The sequence below is a fragment of the Coprobacter secundus subsp. similis genome (assembly GCF_015097275.1).
Lineage (GTDB): Bacteria > Bacteroidota > Bacteroidia > Bacteroidales > Coprobacteraceae > Coprobacter > Coprobacter secundus.
This window is the reverse complement of sequence record NZ_AP023322.1, coordinates 2287539-2306104: the sequence shown is the minus strand read 5'-3', so window position 1 is coordinate 2306104 and position 18566 is coordinate 2287539. Positions and strand designations below refer to the sequence as shown.

At 34.5% G+C, this 18566-nt stretch carries 8 protein-coding genes; 3 read left to right on the top strand and 5 right to left on the bottom strand.

Annotation, left to right across the window (positions count from 1 at the left end):
• Positions 1-48 precede the first annotated feature (48 nt).
• On the bottom strand, positions 49-5832 hold the full coding sequence (locus Cop2CBH44_RS09045) for an alpha-2-macroglobulin family protein (protein WP_200754673.1): 5784 nt from the start codon (positions 5830-5832) through the stop codon (positions 49-51).
• Positions 5833-6274: 442 nt separating this feature from the next.
• Between Cop2CBH44_RS09045 and Cop2CBH44_RS09040 the strand changes: the two genes are divergently transcribed.
• On the top strand, positions 6275-9313 hold the full coding sequence (locus Cop2CBH44_RS09040) for a hypothetical protein (protein ID WP_021930541.1): 3039 nt from the start codon (positions 6275-6277) through the stop codon (positions 9311-9313).
• A gap of 36 nt (positions 9314-9349) precedes the next feature.
• Positions 9350-10762, top strand: a complete 1413-nt coding sequence (locus tag Cop2CBH44_RS09035) for a DUF5723 family protein (protein ID WP_044226470.1) — start codon at positions 9350-9352, stop codon at positions 10760-10762.
• 314 nt (positions 10763-11076) lie between these two features.
• Here Cop2CBH44_RS09035 and Cop2CBH44_RS09030 read toward each other — a convergent pair whose 3' ends face one another.
• On the bottom strand, positions 11077-11676 hold the full coding sequence (locus Cop2CBH44_RS09030; RefSeq protein WP_021930543.1) for an OmpH/Skp family outer membrane protein: 600 nt from the start codon (positions 11674-11676) through the stop codon (positions 11077-11079).
• Between the two features lie 30 nt (positions 11677-11706).
• Entirely contained in the window at positions 11707-11919 is a 213-nt protein-coding gene (locus Cop2CBH44_RS09025) for a hypothetical protein (RefSeq protein WP_021930544.1), read from the bottom strand.
• A 163-nt stretch (positions 11920-12082) separates the two neighbouring features.
• Here Cop2CBH44_RS09025 and Cop2CBH44_RS09020 point away from each other — a divergent pair, with 163 nt between their 5' ends.
• Positions 12083-13546: an aminoacyl-histidine dipeptidase gene (locus Cop2CBH44_RS09020; protein WP_021930545.1), complete on the top strand. Its 1464-nt coding sequence runs from the start codon at positions 12083-12085 to the stop codon at positions 13544-13546.
• Between the two features lie 419 nt (positions 13547-13965).
• Here the strand turns inward: Cop2CBH44_RS09020 and Cop2CBH44_RS09015 are convergent, their stop codons facing one another.
• Together Cop2CBH44_RS09015 and Cop2CBH44_RS09010 are read right to left on the bottom strand one after the other, a co-directional pair.
• On the bottom strand, positions 13966-16035 hold the full coding sequence (locus tag Cop2CBH44_RS09015) for an HD family phosphohydrolase (RefSeq protein WP_021930546.1): 2070 nt from the start codon (positions 16033-16035) through the stop codon (positions 13966-13968).
• Between the two features lie 35 nt (positions 16036-16070).
• Positions 16071-18329 (bottom strand): RelA/SpoT family protein, encoded by a 2259-nt coding sequence (locus Cop2CBH44_RS09010; RefSeq protein WP_021930547.1) that lies wholly within the window; start codon positions 18327-18329, stop codon positions 16071-16073.
• Positions 18330-18566 lie beyond the last annotated feature (237 nt).

Below are 18566 nucleotides of genomic sequence, written 5' to 3'. Positions count from 1 at the left end.
GGTTAGGCACTCTTTTTACCGACATTAAAATATAAATTTTATCTATATTTATTTTACTGTAATCATACCTCCGGCAGTATTGGCAACCATTTGTGGAGCATATAAACATTGTATGGTCGAAATCCCATTGTTATATATGCCCGGTCGGTCGGCTCTTACATTGTAATTGAATACATATGTACCTTTGGGTAGGTAATCAAAAAACAGATTGGTTGAAGCATCTTTTGTTTCTTGATAATAACATACTTGTTCATTACATTTGTATTGAGACAATTGTTCTACCGGTTCGAAGCAAGCGGCTCGTTGGTCAGACAAACATACAAATTCCAGGTCTCTATTTACTTTTACTACCAATCGAATACTTATTTTATCTCCGGTATGTAAAAGGGTTGTATTCAGAGGGACATATTTGCTTCCTTCTGGAGTTATTTTTTCTACAAAAAGTTGTTTTTCGATAGATAGTCCCGGTGTAGAGGAGTTTTTTATATTTTTGAAATCATCAAAATATTGCCAGTAAATTGCGCCTATAGAAGGTTGTTTATTGTTACTTTTTATTGTGATGCTTCCCAGACTTTTATTTATTTCTTGTCCTTGTCGGCTGTATTGCATATAACCGGTAATTTTATTATTTTCATTCTCTGGAAGCCATTTTTCTCCCCATTTGATTTGCGTTGCGTTAAGATTCTTCGTCCAATTGCTACCTGTTCGAACTAACGCGTAAATAGCATCGACTGTTGATGGTATATTCCCCCAATTTTGGGTTTGCTTTTGTTGTAATAACCACGTTTTCATTTTATCTAATGCCGCAGTGTCCTGAGTTATTTCTGTAAAAGCATTCATGATAGCTGTATGTACTTGTATAGCACTGTTTCTATAGCTGTAAGTTGATCGGTTATTTTGCCAGAACATCCCTGATTGAGAAGTAATTGTTGCATATTCACGTAAAGATGTGATTATTTGTTGAGCTTCATTATCAAAACCATATCTGTACATTGCTACAGCAGCCAAAGCTTTTTCATATAAAGAGAATCCGGGCCATTGTTTCAGCATACGATTCATCATGTCTTTATGGATATCCAATGTTTTTCCAGAGAGAGGAATGTCCCTGTAATAGCTTCGTACAAAGAGATAAACAATTTGATTATAAGAGAGTCTGTCAGTTGTTTTTGCAAATGTATTATCTATTATTTTTTTATCTACATATGATAATGCTTTTATTTGCATTTCTTTTGTAGGGGCATCAAATTGAACCATTCCGCTTTCTGTCAATTGACTCATTCCATATAGAATGTTTAACGTGATGAATTGGCTGGGTTGCATTTGTTTGAACCAGCTCCATCCACCCTCATTACTTTGAAGATTACGAAGTTTTTTTAAAGCCTCATTTTGTAAATAAGGAATTCTGTTTTTATCGAATAATTGTACCAAATTTTGAATTTGTTCGGTTTCGGTTTGAGCATCGAGGACCCAAGGTGTTTCAGATAACAATATAGATTTTAATTCTGCATTTTTCTCCAGATTTGAACGTAAGGAGTTGCTGTTTTTGTTGTTAGCCTTCCAAATATTTATGGCAGATGTTATTTGGGGATTCATAGCAGCAATACCTGCAGCCATGGTATTGGCATAATAAGACGCGAAAATTTGGGTTGCATTTTCATTGGTAATTTCAGAGAGGGAAGGCAAAGCTTGTATTGCATACCAAATCGGATTTGCAGTGTATTCTAAAGTCATTCGGTAATTTTGGAGAGTATTAGAACGATTATTAATGAAATTGTTCATTTCTACCGTTTTTTCTATTTTCCCTTCTCCAATATTGAAGTTTTTAGCTTCAGTGACTAATGTCTTTGTAGGCAAGATCGGCAGCCAGTGTTGTTCCCCATCAGAAAGTTTTGGAGTAACAGCTTTTACCCTAAATCCCATCAAATCGTTATCTTCTGGAGCTGTGAATGGATAGATAACGGTTTTTGATTCTCCGGGTCTTAAAATGAATATTTGAGATGTTTGTTGTTCAGAGATGTTAGTGTATGGATCAAATAGCTCAAAGTGAATTGTTCCTTCTAATATAGAATCTCCAGTATTACTGATTAAGGTAGCTATGTTGGCATTATCTCCTTGCCGGACAAAACGGGGCACATTAGGAGCTACCATCAGAGATTTACTACTTATAGTTGTCTTTTGCTCCAGTTTGTATTGCAACTGTTTTGTAAATGCAAGAGCCAAAAATTTCCATTGAGTATTTGCTTCGGGAACAGTAAATCGAACAGTTACTTCTCCATTTTCATTTGTTTGTAAATGAGGATAGAAGAATGCTGTCTCATTGAAGTTTTGCCTGTATGAGGATTGAATTTGATTGATGTTTAATTTGTTATCCGGAATTTTTGCTAATTCAGGCCGAGTTATAATGTTTCCTGCTGCGTCAGCAATAGAAACAGCTTCATCTAGCCCTCCTCCACGTATTTTCAATCCGTATAGTCTTCCTGTAAAGGCTGAAGATTTGGTTAAGAAAGAGACATTAGAATATTCATTTAAATATAAAATAGAGAACGGGACCTTTAACAAGTCGTATTGGAATGCATTACATTTTATTATAGGCTGATAACGGCTGGTGAAGGTCTGTTGATATTTGTAATATCCTTTTTGCCAATTGATATAAGGCTGGAAAGTATGAACGGGATTGAAATGCCAATTATGAGGCATGATTGCGTCGAGAGAAGCATCGAACATCTCACTGATAAACCGTGCTGAAACAGGATTCCCTGCTTGGTCTTTTATGGTAAAAGTCCATTCTTCTTTGGCTCCTGGAGATAATTTGTCTCGAAAGGTTGATGTTGTGATTTGTAATATAGGATTAGGTTTTTCTTTTTTGATAATGATTTGTCTGTCATATATTTTACCATTTTTAATAAATATCAAGGATAGAAGTAAATTTTCTTTATACGAGGTTTTGTATGTAATATTTAAACCTTTACTCTGGTTGCTTATTTTTAGCTGTTTAGTTTCCAGTATTTTTTCTCCTTCATAGAGTTGATACAATACATAAGCATTTTTAAAAGCAGTACCGTAAGGAACTTTTATAGTATTACCAGGTTTTACATTATATTCCTCTTTGGGAAGCCATACGGTGACATTTACAGGCAGGGCTTTGTCTTTTGGAGAATATAAGATAAAATTAGTTTCATTACTGATAATTTTTCCTTGAGTATCTGTAGTTTGTATGACAAGGCGATATGCTCCGGAGGGGAGTTGGTTCCAGTTAACTGAATCTGGAATGTGTTTTGATGTGAAACTTTTTTCTTCTACTTGTATTCGAATCTTGTTTTTTTCAAGTTCATAAAAGTCCTGAACTTTTTTGGATGGGTATAATGCATACAATATATATTTACAGGGTAGGTCTATATCGTTTTTCTGAGTATTGGTTATCTGAATATCAAGAGGAATAGACTGAGTTTTATCTATGATCTGAGGCATTGATAATGAAATAATTATTGGAGTATCACCAATGGAAAGTATAGTCTGACCTTCTTGTGTTTCTCCAGTGGGGGAAGTCACAATAACATTTATCTGATAGTTATAGGAAACGCCTATAGATAGAGCATCTTCTTCAGGTTTTTGTGGGACGAAACGTATAGTAAATTTTCCATCAGAGTCTGTTATAGATGTCCCTTCTGCAATTTGAGCTTGAGAGGCTCGACCTTGTCCAAACCAATTGGCCAATCGGATAATACGATATTCTACTTTTGCATTTGGTAAATTGATACCAGAGTATCGGGTAACGATTCCTCTAATATTGACAATTTGCCCAAAGTTAAGGATATCATGGCTTTTTTTAAAATCAATATGGAATGTAGGTCTTTTATAATCGGCTACTTCAAATGATGTGGATGTTCTAGCCTTATCTGATGAGCAATTTATCTGAAATTGCCCTAACAACAGATTTTCAGGTAAAGTAAATTCTCCGGAGAAAGAACCAAAATCATCGCTTGTAACTTCTGTACTGGATATGATTTTACCACGGTTACTCAGATTTAATTTTAATTTTTGGGAGGGGATGACTCCTTGTTTATTTTTTCCAGAGATGTAGTAAATACCTGAAAATTGTACCTTTTGTCCTGGACGATAGAGACTGCGGTCTGTAAAGAGTGTTAAATTGTAATTATTCGGTTCGTCGAATGAATATGGGTAACTTGTGTATGAAGATATCGGACATGTATCATTTTTATATACAACTCTATATCTTGTCTCTTCAGAAGTGGAAAATGTGACAATCCCGTTTTTATCAGTCTCGTATGAGTTTATATATTTCAGGTCGTTATATGTTGCACTGTTATATAAAAGTATTGATGCTTTTTTTATTGGTTTTCCACTTTTCGCATCAGTAACAAAAATTGTTTCATTATTTTGAATACGGCTATAAGCTGTCATTAAACGGGTCATATGGACGATAGCACATGCTGAATAGGAACTATCATTAATAGTCGAAATTTTTATAATGTATTGTCCGGGTGTGGAAATAGGAATGAGGCAACTGTCGTTTTTCTGTATTGGGGTTATTGTATCCGAAAGTTGGATAATATTGTTGTATATTAAATGGTTAGATATACAAAATGTACTTATCTCTTTCTCAGTTTTTAGTTGAGTGATTGCAGGTATACGATATATTTGTGTTCGTATATTATCAATGTTTTTGTAGGATAAGTGGAGGTAGTTTTTATTATCAGGATAAATAAAATCTGGTACTTTAATAGCTATGAACGGACATTCTATGTTAGCAATTATATCATTTAAACATTTACTTTTTTCAAAATCAGGATAGGTACTTAAGAGGTTTTTGCAGATAGATAAAATAGATGGCAATGTAGCATTGAGAGAGGAATCTTGTCTTTGTTGTATATATGAGAGTAATTGTACTGCAATTTCTATAGACCAAGGAGAGTCTTTATAGAAATTTATTTGTTTTTTTAAAATCTGGGGATATAATGTTTTATCAGTAGACCATTGATTGGCATAGGATAAGCGGTCCAGGTTTGCTATGATAAAAGCTGGAGACATTGGATTTTTATCTCTAAAGCGTAATAAATCTTGATAAATAGTCAATATACGAGTTCGAGGCTCTCCTGCTTTTCCAGTAAATTTATAAGTGATAAAATTGGAAAATGGAGCCATTAGTTGTTTTCCAGAAACTTGAGTCTGAGTTGGGAAATTTTGTTTATAGGTGTAATTATTGTACATATTGATAGCCCGGTACGATAAGAAATCAAATAGAGTAGGACGCAATTCTGGAGAATCGGTTCCGATATTGATAATTGATTCAAATTTACTCATCGATGTTTGTTGTAATATTTTTTGAGGGAGTAAGGATTGAATTAAGAGCTTATTAATTTTTTCGATAAATAGATTTCCACTCCACTCGGCAATATTATCCGGTACGGCAGTTAGATTTTCCCGGCTATTGTAAGTATATGAGTCTTGGCTGTAAAAATTTAGATAAAGCTCTGCTAAAAGAGAGTTTAATATAGCTTTTTCTTCTGGTTGTGATGAGTTTTGGGCAATTGTTTCTATTTTCTTTATTTGAGAAGGAAAACTGTCTCGTGATATTTCTATTTGACAAGCCATCCGTTCGATAAGAAGTTTTATGACTTGTGGTGTGTTTTTTTCTTTTAGAGCCAATTGCAAATTTTCTTCGGCTCTTCTCAAAAAAGTTGCTGGGTTAGCCATACGGGCCGAGTCTTGGGCATTAAATAATTGACGAAGCTCTATGTCTTGTGCAGGTACATTAAAAAAAGCACAAGAAAAAAGAAAAAATAATATTCCTGAGATTTGGTTTATTTTCATATCGGTAGAGTTTTATATTACAACAAATTTTATAAATAAATAGTTGTAGTCGTAATGAATATGAGAATAGTTTACATTTAATACAAAGATACTGAAATAATAAGTTGGATATGATTAGAAATATGTCTTTAATAATCTATTTTAGTATTTTGTTTCATTTATTTATAGATTATTTCTTTTAGTCTTAAGCAAATATTTAATAAATGCTTTATAATTATATAAAAAAATATAATTCTTATGTTAAATTGCTCTACGCTAATGTGAGGGTAGAAAATTAAGTTAACGGAGTTTTCTTTCTATGATATAGATATTTAAGATATTTTTATTTATAGTATTAATTTTATGAGGAATGGTATTTCATTTGATAAAAAATACTATTTTTGCAGATATATTGTGCTTAACAACTTTATTTCATTTGAAAATCTTTTAATACGTTGAACCAGTGAATAAGAGACATTTTCCATGGGTTTTTATTAGCCAAACTTTATTATGTACATCTCTTGTACTTTTAGGAAATTCCTGTATTGATAACAAGTATGATTTGAATAAGGATATTTCGATGGTGATCGGTATCGGAGGCGAGTTGGGTATTCCATTAGGTGAAACTGAAGAAAAAGCCTTGCGTGATCTTTTAGGTCCGGACGATATTGCCGATTTAGATACGACTGATGGTGCTTATGGGCTTCATAAAAAGGAAGATATAATAGCTAAGATAGAGCGTTTTGACGATGTTACTATTGATGAAATTGATGCATCTACAGATTTTAAAATAACATTTAAAACATTGACAATAGATCCGATATCTTTCCCAGAGAATGAGCCGGATATTACGATGTCAAAGGAACCTATCAGTAGGCCGGAAATGAATATTACTCCAATAATGGGACGTTCTGACTTGTCTACAACATTAACTCTTGGTTCGTTTCCCGAAGGAGTTATTCCCGAAGTGAAAATTACATTGAGGCGACCAGATAATGTTGATTTTGAGATATCTAACATTTTTTGCCCTACAGAGATTACGTCTATATCTTCTGTGGTTTTAGGTAGTCAGGCGAAGCTTGAGTGGGATTTATCTGATATCAAAAATAAATTGAGATTATCTTCTGGAACAATAACACTGACCGATTTTCAGATTAATTTCCCGGAAGGATTTGTTTTGTCAAATCCCAGCAAAGGTAAAATTGTGGGTGATAATGTATTGAGTTTGGTTGGAGAGCAGTTACCTTGTGATAGAAATATAATAACATTTACGTTGGAGAGGTATGAGAAAACAATTCAAAATCAGAATGGCTCTATTTCTGGATTTACAGAAGAAATCACTTATAGTGGAGATTTAAAATTTAGTATTAGTGGCGTTACTACGGGTACTGATGCTGGTGATTGTAATATTTCTATGCCGTTAGTGTTATCTTGTTCTCCTCAAGTTTCAGATATGCATATGTCTTTGAGTGGGGTCAATGTTGATGTACCTCAGACTGTTATCAGTAATGAAGTTGATATTACAGGCATCAATGAGGAAGTGACAAAAATTAATAAGGTTTATTTTGATGAAAGCTCGAAGATAACGGTAACTTCTTCGCCTTTAAATCTGGGCGAACTTGCATTAAGAGGGAATAATGCTTTAATTGATTTTTCTTCTAAGTTGACTTTCGCTCCGGATAATAATACATGGGATAATGGAAAGCTGGTAATTACTCCGTCAGAAATTAAAAATGGTTTTACAAAGACTGTGACATTGCAGTCTATAGATTTATCTGGAGAGGAGCTCTCAGGAACCAACAACTCTAAATCGATTCATTTTGAACCGGATTTTATTGTTGGTTCTATGAAACTGACAGTTTCTGGAAATACGACTTTCTCAGGCTTGCAAGAGTTTAATAATAATGTAAAAGTGCCGGTCAAAGTTACGAGTGCAATGCTCGATGTGGTAGATGCTGATGTAGAAACTTCTGCATTCACATCAAATTTGGAAGAACATAGTGCAGATATAGACATAAAAGATGTATCGATACCTGATAAAATTGAAGATTTAGGATGGGTACAATTGAAATCTCCGTCAAAAATAAGTTTAGCTATGGATGTAAATCCTATTCCAGAAGGAGCTGGTGAAATGAGATTTCAAAATTTGAATATAGATTTCCCTGCTTTTATTGAATTGGAGAGCGATCAGAAAATTGAAGTTCACAAAGATCAAGGTGGAAATGTTTTGTATAGAAGATTGGTTTTGGATGGAAAAGGAGCCATATTTACAAAAAATAGTGTTACGCGCTCGTGGACAAATGCAGGAATGAAATTGAATATTACAAAACTTGATTTGACTCAAGCTGAAAGTTATAAGTTAATAGAAGGAAAATTGTCTTTGTCCGAGGTAATTAAGGTTTCAGGAAATGTTGTCTTAGGAGAGGGTTCCATTAGTTTAACCGATTTGCAGGGAGATATAAATGTAGACACTAAAGTCTCTGTTGCTCCTATGGAAGTAGGTATTGTAGCATGTCGGGTCAAGGAAAATGTTACAGATGAAAATCCTCATACGAAGATTGACTTGGGAGATTTGAGTGATTATCTGAAAGAGGGCTCTAAACTGTATTTGCCAAAAGCTAATTTTAAACTTAAAGCATCTAATCCATTAGGTGTTCCGGTAGATGTTGATTTAGTGTTCAAGCCATATAAAAATGGCAGGTTATTGCTTATGGATGCTCCTTCAGTGCCTGTCTCTATTAATGCTTATCAACATGTGGAAGATATATCAAATGCAGATACCACGCGTTTGATGATTGTTGGAAAAGAATATCCTGAAAATATACCGGCTCCAGAGGGGTACACAAAGATTCAATTTGACAGATTATCCGAAGTTATAGAACAGGTCCCGGATAGTATTATTATCGATGCTTATCCTAAAGCTGATGCTCCAGTTGCTGGCAGCTGGCATATGGTCAATTTAGATCGCCCGAATAATGATATGGATATTAAGTGTGAGGTAGGAGTACCTTTTGCCTTGGGTGATAATATCAATATTGTGTATTGTGATACTATAGACAATATTCAGGACGATTTGGATGATATATTCGACAAAGTTACTGTTTCGGAAATTATTTTGAATGTAAAAGTGACAAATGGCGTACCTCTGAATCTTAAATTGAAGGTAATACCTTTAGGACCAGATGCAGAGGAACCTATTAGTAGTAGTGACTTGAAAGTTTTATTTGATGATAATACAGAAGGTAATATTGCTGCTGGATCATATGATTTTGATAGTCAAAAAACTGAACCCACAGAAACAACTGTTCAGATAAAGATTATTGAAGTAAATGGTTCGAATGCATTGAAACGGCTCGATGGATTGGAATTAAAGATAGAAGGTGGTTTAGGAGACCAGAACAAAGGCACAGAAGGTGGAGTTCCATTGAAGACCAGCCAGTCTATTAAGGCCAAAGTTGGATTAAAAGTAAAAGGCATCCAAGCTGATATGAATGAGTTTTAAATCATAATGTTGAATAAAAATAATAACGATATAATAATGAAGAAAAAGATCATTGCATTTATATTATGTCTGATATCCTTTAGTGGAATGGCTCAAACATTACGTTCATCATATTTTCTTGAACGGATGCCTTACCGTTATCGTCTTAATCCGGCATTGATAAATGATTATGGATATTTCAGCTTCCCAGTTTTGGGAAATGTCGCTATAGGTGTGAATTCAAATATGGCATTATCTAAATTTTTGTATCCACGAGGAAATGAGTTAGTGACGGGTTTACATCCGAGTATACCAGCTGATGAGTTTTTGGGTGGGCTGAAGAATAAAAATAATCTGGATTTGGATATTGATATGACTCTCCTTTCGTTTGGCTTTTTTGCTTTTAACGGATTTAATACATTTGATATTTCATTGAAGTCGCAGACTAGTATTTATTTGCCAAAAGATTTATTTACTTTCTTGAAAACAGGGCAAGGAGACGGAGGTCCGGCTGAATATGATTTTGGTAATATTGCAGCTCAAAGTAACAATTATGTGGAGTTAGCTTTGGGACATGCTCATCGTTTAAATGAGCGCTTGACTATTGGAGCTCGTCTGAAAGTTTTGGTTGGAGCAGGTAATATAGATGCACGAATCGATAGGATGCAAATAACAATGAGTGATGATATTTGGAAAATAAGAAGTTATGGTTATGCGAATCTGTCAGTAGCGGGTGTAACTTTGGAGAAGGATGAGAATGGAGATATTTCAGGGTTTGAGTACGATACTCCAGGTATTGCAGGTTTTGGTGGCGCGGTGGATTTGGGGGCAACGTATAAGTTAATGGATAATTTGACATTATCGATGGCCTTGACTGATTTGGGTTTTATTAAATGGAACGAAAATCTTCGGGGTGTGACTCCTGAGGGAGCTTTTGATTTTGATGGTTTTAAGCATCTTGGGGCAGAAGATGATGAGAATGGCAATAATGCTTTTGACGACGAAACCGATAAAATTGGAGATGATTTGGAAGCTTTGGCAAAATTTAAAGAAGATAAGGCGCCGTCTTCTCGTAGTACGATGTTACGTACAACCTTGAATATAGGTGCTGAATATGGAATTTTAAATAATAAGATATCTTTTGGGTTATTGTCTTCAACTCGTTTTTCTTCAATAAAAACACGAACAGAGTTAATGGCTACGGCAAATTTTCGTCCAGCAAAGTGGTTTATGGCTGCGATTAATGGCTCTGTTTCAAATACTGGAAGTTCTTGGGGTGCATTAATTAATTTATGCCCGAGAGGTATTAACTTTTTTGTTGGAACAGATTATGTTGTTTCTAAATTTACACCACAGTATGTGCCGGTAAACAGACCGAAGTTAAATTTAAATTTTGGAATCAACTTTCCGCTGGGAGGAGACCCGAAGCTGAAAAACAAGACTGTATATAATCCTGTTCCGGGATATTGAGAAAAGTATAAAATATTTTATTTTGCAAAGGGTGTACTATATAGTATGCCCTTTTTTATGAAGAATTTGAACACGATTTTGGTGATAAGGCTTATATTAGAATGATATTGGGGGGTAGAAGAAATATTGTCCTTATTATTCATTTTAGGCTTATGAGAGGAGAGGCCTTAGCTTTCTGACTGGGAAAATCTTCATGATTGATTTTTTAGAATAAAAATTTGGTGGAAAGAGTATTTGAGAGGGTATATAAAATAAAGAGCCCAAACCATATGCTTGAACTCTTTATTTTATGTTTTTAGTGTATAAAGGAAATTTTACTTTTTTGCATGATAGCGTTTGTTGAGCATATCGACTACTTCGTTTGTGATATCATATGAAGGATCGATATATAAAGTACTGGTATTGTTTAAAATGACTTCGTATTTTTTGTTTTTATTATATTCTTTGATGAAATTGTTGATTGAGTCGGCCATTTGCATTTGCATTTTTACCTGTTCTTGCATATTTTCTGACTCAAGGCGTTGTCCCAAAGTTTGTAGGTCTTGTTGTTTCTTTAATAGACGTTGTTGCTCTTGTTCTAGACGTTCTTGTGACAAGAAGGCATTGTTTTGATATTTACGTTGAAATTCAGCACCTTCTTTATCTAATTCGCGAGCTTTTTCGTTAAAGCTGGCACGGGCATTTTCTTGACGGCGAATTAGTTTTTCATTTAACTCTTTGGCGTAATCATATTTCACCAATAAAGAATCTAGATTTACATATGCAATCGGAAGTCTATTGGAGGATGTTACATTGCTCTTTGCTGGAGATTCAGTAGTTTGGGCAGTTTGTCCGGTATTATTTTTACACTGAATGAACAACATTGCAATAGCAAGAGCCATGGCCGAATGCATAAATCTGGTAGCAGTCTTCATAATTTTCTTGTTTTATCTGGCTAATAAAATTTAATTTTCATTTATCAAATCAGACAATCTTTTTCGATTGCGATCTTTCAAATCAGTGGTCATAGCACAAGAAATACCTCTTTTCTTCATTTCTTTGTTTGATCCAATATGACTATTGGGGAAATGTCCGTTTTTAACAAATATAACTTTTATTCCTAAAAGAATGAAAGCTATTGCAACAATCCCAATGGTTAAAAGTATCGTATTCCACATTTTGACTATATTTGTACTGCAAATATAAAAATAAACTCTGATTTAATTGGTTTATAGCTTTATTTTTGACCATTATATCATAAATGAAGGTGAATTTAACACTAATTTATCAGGATGTGATCTATTTTGATGTGTTTTTAACTCGATAATTTTGAATAAAGCAATGGAAGTAAAAGATTTAAAACCGGAACTAATTTGGCACTATTTTGATGAAATAACCAAGGTCCCACGTCCTTCGAAGAAGGAAGGCAAAATTCGTGCATATCTGAAGGCCTTTGCACAGGAACATGGATTAGAAGAGAAGGAAGATAAAACAGGCAATGTTTTAATTACAAAACCTGCTACTTTAGGATATGAAAAAGCTCCGGTAGTGATTTTACAATCTCATATGGATATGGTTTGTGAAAAAAATAATGCTACTCAACATGATTTTGAGAATGATCCTATCGAAACGTATATAGATGGTGAATGGGTGCGAGCCAAAGGTACTACATTAGGTGCTGATAATGGTATAGGGATGGCTGCTACGTTGGCAGTATTGGCATCTGATGATTTGCAACATGGGAAAATAGAGGCATTATTTACTGTTGATGAGGAAACTGGATTGACAGGAGCTTATGGTATGAAACCCGGGTTTTTATCGGGAGATTATTTGTTGAATTTGGATTCTGAAGATGAAGCCGAGATTTATATTGGATGTGCTGGAGGAATAGATACAACTGCAATATTTACCTATAAACCTACTATGACTCCATCAGATTATTTCTTTTTCCGTATAGAGGTCGGAAATCTGAAAGGTGGACATTCGGGAGGAGATATACATAAGGGGCTAGGCAATGCCAATAAGATTTTGGCGCGTTTCTTATGTAAATCCTATAAAAAGTATGACATGGTTCTTTGTAGTATAAATGGGGGAAATCTTCGCAATGCTATACCTCGTGAAGCTTCAGCTATAATTGGAGTTCAGCATAGTGAAAAAGAGAAGATTCGTGTCGATTTTAATCATTTTATTGCTACTATTGAGAGTGAACTTGGAGGAATAGAGCCAGATATGACTTTGGTAATGGAGTCTGAAGACAAACAAGGTCGCTGCATCGACCGTCAGACGACATTTGCATTAATCAATTCTTTAAATGCTTGTCCACATGGAGTTATTGCTATGAGCCGAGATATTCCAGGATTAGTAGAGACATCAACAAATTTAGCTTCTGTAAAAATGGCTCCTGAAGATAAGATTGTAGTAACCACCAGCCAAAGAAGCTCTGTAGAGTCATTGAAGGATGAGATTGCTTGTCGGGTGGAGAGTGTCTTTTCTCTTGCGGGTGCCGTAGTGACTCATGGGGATGGTTATCCAGGGTGGAAACCAAACCTCGATTCTTGTATATTAAAAATAGCAAAGGAGGCTTATGAAGAATTGTATCAGATAACTCCGGAAGTAAAAGCTATACATGCAGGCTTAGAGTGTGGTTTGTTTCTTGAAAAATATCCTAATTTGGATATGATTTCTTTTGGACCTACATTGCGGGGTGTTCATTCTCCAGATGAAAGAATGCATATTCCAGCAGTTGAGAAGTTTTGGAATCACCTGGTTTTAATTTTGAAAAAAATATCGGAAATTGAAAAGTAAAATATAAAGTTGCTATTTCTCGGATGTTTCATTATATGATAAAAGAGGCTGTTTCGTTTGTTTCAAAACAGCCTCTTTCGTGTTATAAGTGTGTGTGGTTAGGGCCTCACGGCTTTATCTTCATCTAAATTGATATCTTTTGACAACTTTTATTAAACTGGGAAAATAAGGATTTTGGGAGTAGATTTTGCTCCTTTTTATTCCTTATCTCGCTCCAAAGGTAATGTAATTTTTTCAGGAGAAGAAATCTAAACGAAAATTTCAGTATTATATTTCACACATTATTATATTATAATCTTTCAAATCAAAGTGATAAAAAGTTATGATTTAGGCTCTTATGTTTAAAAAAGCGTTTTTTTTGTCATATTGAGGAAACATTTTAAATATATTACTTTTTAGTTTTTCGAACTATTTTCCTACTATGTACTTTTTTCTTCGCTTTTTTTCAATTCAGGATAGCTGATTCGAGTGTGGTACATTGTTTTTAATTTTTCGATGAACACGCTTTTTATGGTTTCTACATCTCGAAAACTTATGGGGGCATCTTTCATCAAGCCGTCTGCAATTTGCCCGTCAATGATATTATTGACTAATTTAGCTATAGATTCTTCTGTATATTCTTTCAGGCTACGTGATGCAGCTTCTACGGAATCGGCCATCATTAAAATTGCAGTTTCTTTCGTAAAGGGATTAGGACCGGGGTATGTGAAAGACTCTTCATTTATCTTAAAGTCTGGAAATTCATTTTTAAAAGAATTATAGAAATATTTGGTTTTACTTTTCCCATGGTGAGTACTGATAAAGTCTTTAATGGCTTGAGGCAACATTAGTTTGTCGGCCATTTTTAAGCCGTCTTTGATATGTTGTATAATGATTTGAGCACTTTGTTCGTAAGAAATTGCTTGATGAGGATTTACACCAGATTGGTTTTCTGTGAAAAAGGCTGGATTTCCGAGTTTTCCGATGTCATGGTATAGTGCTCCTGTACGTACTAATTGTGCATTAGCCCCTATTTTTATTGCTGCTTCGGCTGCTAAATTAGATACTTGCATCGAATGTTGGAACGTTCCTGGGCATATTTCGGATAATTGCCTGAGAATAGGGGAATTGATATCTGATAGTTCTACTAATGTGACATTTGATACAAAACCAAATGTCTTTTCTAACAAATAAATAAGTAAATAAGCAAAAAGTAAAAGAATACAACTGCCACCAAAGTAAGCAAACATATTCCAGTTTATTTTAATCCAGTCTCCTTCTGATAATAAAGTATATCCTAAATAAGAGATAGAGTAAGCTATAAATACCAAAATGGCACAGCGCACTAATTGTGAACGTTTTACTAAGTCACTTAATGTGTCAATAGCTGTCATTCCGATAATGATTTGCAAAAATATGAATTCCATTGCGAATGGAGCTACAAAGGCACAAAGTAATACTGTTATTAAATGGGCATAAAGAGCTGTACGAGAATCTATAAAAGTTACGACAATAATTGGCAGAATGGCAAATGGAACAATGTATATACCTAAAACTTTTAATTGACTTGTAAAATAAGCTGTTAATGTTACACCGACTATCATTATAAGTAAGAAGCCTAATCGGCGTGCGTCATTAAATATTTGGGGGCGGAATAATGCTAAGAAAAGGTAGAAGAAAACATATAAGCAAATTATCACGATAGCTTCACCTAATATGGTGATTTCTCTACGATCAAGATTGATTGTTTTTTTTAGAGTTACTGTTTCGAGCGATTTTAATATTTGGTAAGTATGAGGAGACACTATTTCACCTCTATCTATGATTCTTTCTCCTGCTTGTACTACACCAGATGATATTGATATGCGTTGTAGAAGTTCATCTTTTGCTTTTTGAGTAGTACCAGCATCAAAAGAAAGGTTTTCAACGAGATAATTGTTCAAATTACAATCGTGCACGAGACTGCGACTACCTTCATCGGGCAAATTTTCTATTATCTTTTCGTACGCCATGCGTGGAGATAATAGAGACGACATCAGGTAGGTTTTTGAAACGTTATTTTCCAATACACGTATGGCTGTTATTTTTTCTTTTTGTAATCGTTCGTAATCATTTGAAGAGACAATTCCTTGTTGATAGACTTCTTGTATTTCTTTTTGTAATAAGTTATATAAGTAAGTTGGGAGTTTGCTTTTTAAACTTGTTTTATATGCAATTTGTAAACTTTCTGATTGTTTGGTGGCAATATTAGGATTGAATGTATAGAAAGGTTGGAAATCTTTTAATACACTATCTTGTTCGGTTTTAATTTGAATACTGCTTTTATATATTGGAAAGTCGAAGGATGCAGTTAGAAGCCCGTATCTCCAAGGTTTACCTTCTTGAAAGTGATATCTGAATTTACCTTCTCTGGGGAAGAAATATAGAGTCAGCAATACAGCGGCAATGAAAAATAACGATTGAAAAATCGTTTGTCGTGAAAAAAACGCTTTTAATTTTTTTGATGCCATATTATTTATATTCATTAAAGATTATAAGACGTAAATCAGCTCATAATACGTGTAGCAGATTTTACCTCTTTTATTTTCTTTATATTATCACACATCCTTTCAACATCTTTGATGTTATGTACCAATACACTGATTGTTCCTTTAAACAGTCCATCGTTTGTTTCTATGTTGAGATTACGAATATTTACAGCTAAATCATTTGAGATAATGCGGGTGATTTGGTTTAGTACCCCAACTTGGTCTATTCCAGTTATTTCGATTGTTGCTGGAAAAGAGTCAATAATATTATCATCCCATTGGGTTGAGACTAGTCGAGAACCGAAACTACTTTTCAGACGCATAGCAACTGGGCAAGAACGTTTGTGAACAATTACATTTTCATTTTCGTTGACATATCCCAGAACATCGTCTCCTGGTATTGGGTTACAACAAGTTGCAATAGTATAATTTTTAGTACTTCCATCGTCTTTAAGTATATAAGTTGCTTTTCTGTCTATTTTATTTGTCGGTTCATTATTGGTAACTTCTTGAAGTTGTTGTGCAGAAGGTTTATTATTACTGTTTCCGACAAATGGAATGCGCAGGTATTTCATAAAGACATTTTGCCCTTTTTCTTTGAAAAGCTTTTTAGTACTATCGTTTAGTGAAATTTCGTCAGCGCCTAATCTGTAAAACAGTTCTTCTTTTTTATCTATTTTATAGTGATTGAGAAGTTTGTCTATGTTTCTGATATTATCTTCAAAATTGTTTTCTTTCAGGAAACGATTATATATTTCTTCTCCTTTGACTATTACTTGCTTTCTGTCTTTACGTAGGGCAGCCATTAAGCGAGTCTTTGCTTTAGCTGTTGTGATAAAGTTTATCCATTCAGGTTTAGGGCTTTGGGATTTAGATGTTAGTATTTCTACCTGGTCTCCACTCTGTAGTTTTTGGCTGATAGGAACTAACCGATGGTTTACTTTTGCAGCTATGCAATGATATCCCATATCAGAATGTAAGGTAAATGCGAAATCAAGGGCTGTAGCATCTTTAGGTAATGTCTTTAGTTCCCCTTTGGGAGTAAAGACGAATATTTCAGAGGCAAATAAGTTGAGCTTTATCGTATCTAAAAAGTCTAATGCATTAGGCTCTGGATTTTCCAATATTTCTTTAATTGTTTTAAGCCAGATGTCTAACTCTGATTCTTCATCGGAATTACCGACTTTATATTTCCAATGAGCGGCAAAACCTCGTTCGGCTATTTCGTCCATTCGCCGACTTCGTATTTGTACTTCTATCCAGTTACCGTCAGGGCCCATTACTGTAACGTGTAAAGCTTGATATCCGTTTGCTTTGGGACGACTTACCCAATCTCGTATGCGTTCAGGATGGACTTTATAGATATCAGTAATTACAGAATATATATTCCAACATTCTTTTTTTTCATCTTCCTCTTTAGGACAATCGAATATGATACGAACTGCATATAAATCATAAACTTCCTCAAATGGGATGTTTTTTGTCTGCATTTTGTTCCAGATGGAATAAACGGATTTTACCCGGGCTTTCATTTCAAAAGATAATCCCATCTCGTGCAATTTTTTGAGTATGGGAGCAGAAAAATCCTCGTAGATAGCTTGGCGCTTGGCTTCAGTGTCTGCAATTTTTTGGGTGATTTGTTTATAAGCTTCTGGATGCTCATATTTGAAACTAAGGTCTTCCAGTTCTGTTTTGATTGCGAAGAGTCCTAGCCTATGAGCTAAAGGGGCATAGATATATAATGTTTCTCCTGCTATTTTATATTGTTTACTGGGAGTCATGGAGCCTAATGTCCGCATATTGTGAAGTCTATCAGCCATTTTTATGAGAATGACACGGATATCTTCAGACATGGTCAATAGTAGTTTTCTAAAATTTTCTGCTTGGGCTGATGCTTGGTCTCCGAATATACCTCCTGATATTTTGGTTAGGCCGGCAACGATCATTGCTATTTTTCGGCCAAAAAGGTTTTCTATGTCTTCTACTGTATATTCGGTATCTTCTACAACGTCATGTAAAAGAGCGGAGCATATGGATGTTGACCCTAAGCCAATTTCCCGGCATACAATACGAGCTACAGCGATTGGATGTAATATATAGGGTTCACCTGACCGTCTGCGGATGCCCCGATGTGCTTCTTTAGCAAACCGGAAAGCTCGTTCGATAATATCCACTTTTTTACGATGGTTCGAATTCAGGTAATCTGTCAATAATGCCTGAAATTCTCGTTCTATCAATTCATTATCTGTTTTTTCCGCTTCAGATATGTTGCTCATAAACTGTCCATTTTACATAATCAGCAAACTTAAAAAAAATAATTCAATTATAATAACAGTTTTAGGTTGATTATTCCAGATTACATTATGAAAAACTATCGAGTATATGCGACATTTCAGCGTTTTTTGTTTTTTAGACGATTTAATGTGTATCAAATAAATTACGGTGTAAGAAAGTGAACATGTAATTTCTTTTGTATTGATAATTTTTTGGTGTAAGTTTTTAAGATTTGGATA

Coding starts and splice junctions, on each gene's coding strand:
- Cop2CBH44_RS09020 (WP_021930545.1), top strand. CDS start 12,083: ATGGAAGTAAAAGATTTAAAACCGGAACTAATTTGGCACTATTTTGAT.
- Cop2CBH44_RS09035 (WP_044226470.1), top strand. CDS start 9,350: ATGAAGAAAAAGATCATTGCATTTATATTATGTCTGATATCCTTTAGT.
- Cop2CBH44_RS09045 (WP_200754673.1), bottom strand. CDS start 5,832: ATGAAAATAAACCAAATCTCAGGAATATTATTTTTTCTTTTTTCTTGT.
- Cop2CBH44_RS09030 (WP_021930543.1), bottom strand. CDS start 11,676: ATGAAGACTGCTACCAGATTTATGCATTCGGCCATGGCTCTTGCTATT.
- Cop2CBH44_RS09010 (WP_021930547.1), bottom strand. CDS start 18,329: ATGAGCAACATATCTGAAGCGGAAAAAACAGATAATGAATTGATAGAA.
- Cop2CBH44_RS09025 (WP_021930544.1), bottom strand. CDS start 11,919: ATGTGGAATACGATACTTTTAACCATTGGGATTGTTGCAATAGCTTTC.
- Cop2CBH44_RS09015 (WP_021930546.1), bottom strand. CDS start 16,035: ATGGCATCAAAAAAATTAAAAGCGTTTTTTTCACGACAAACGATTTTT.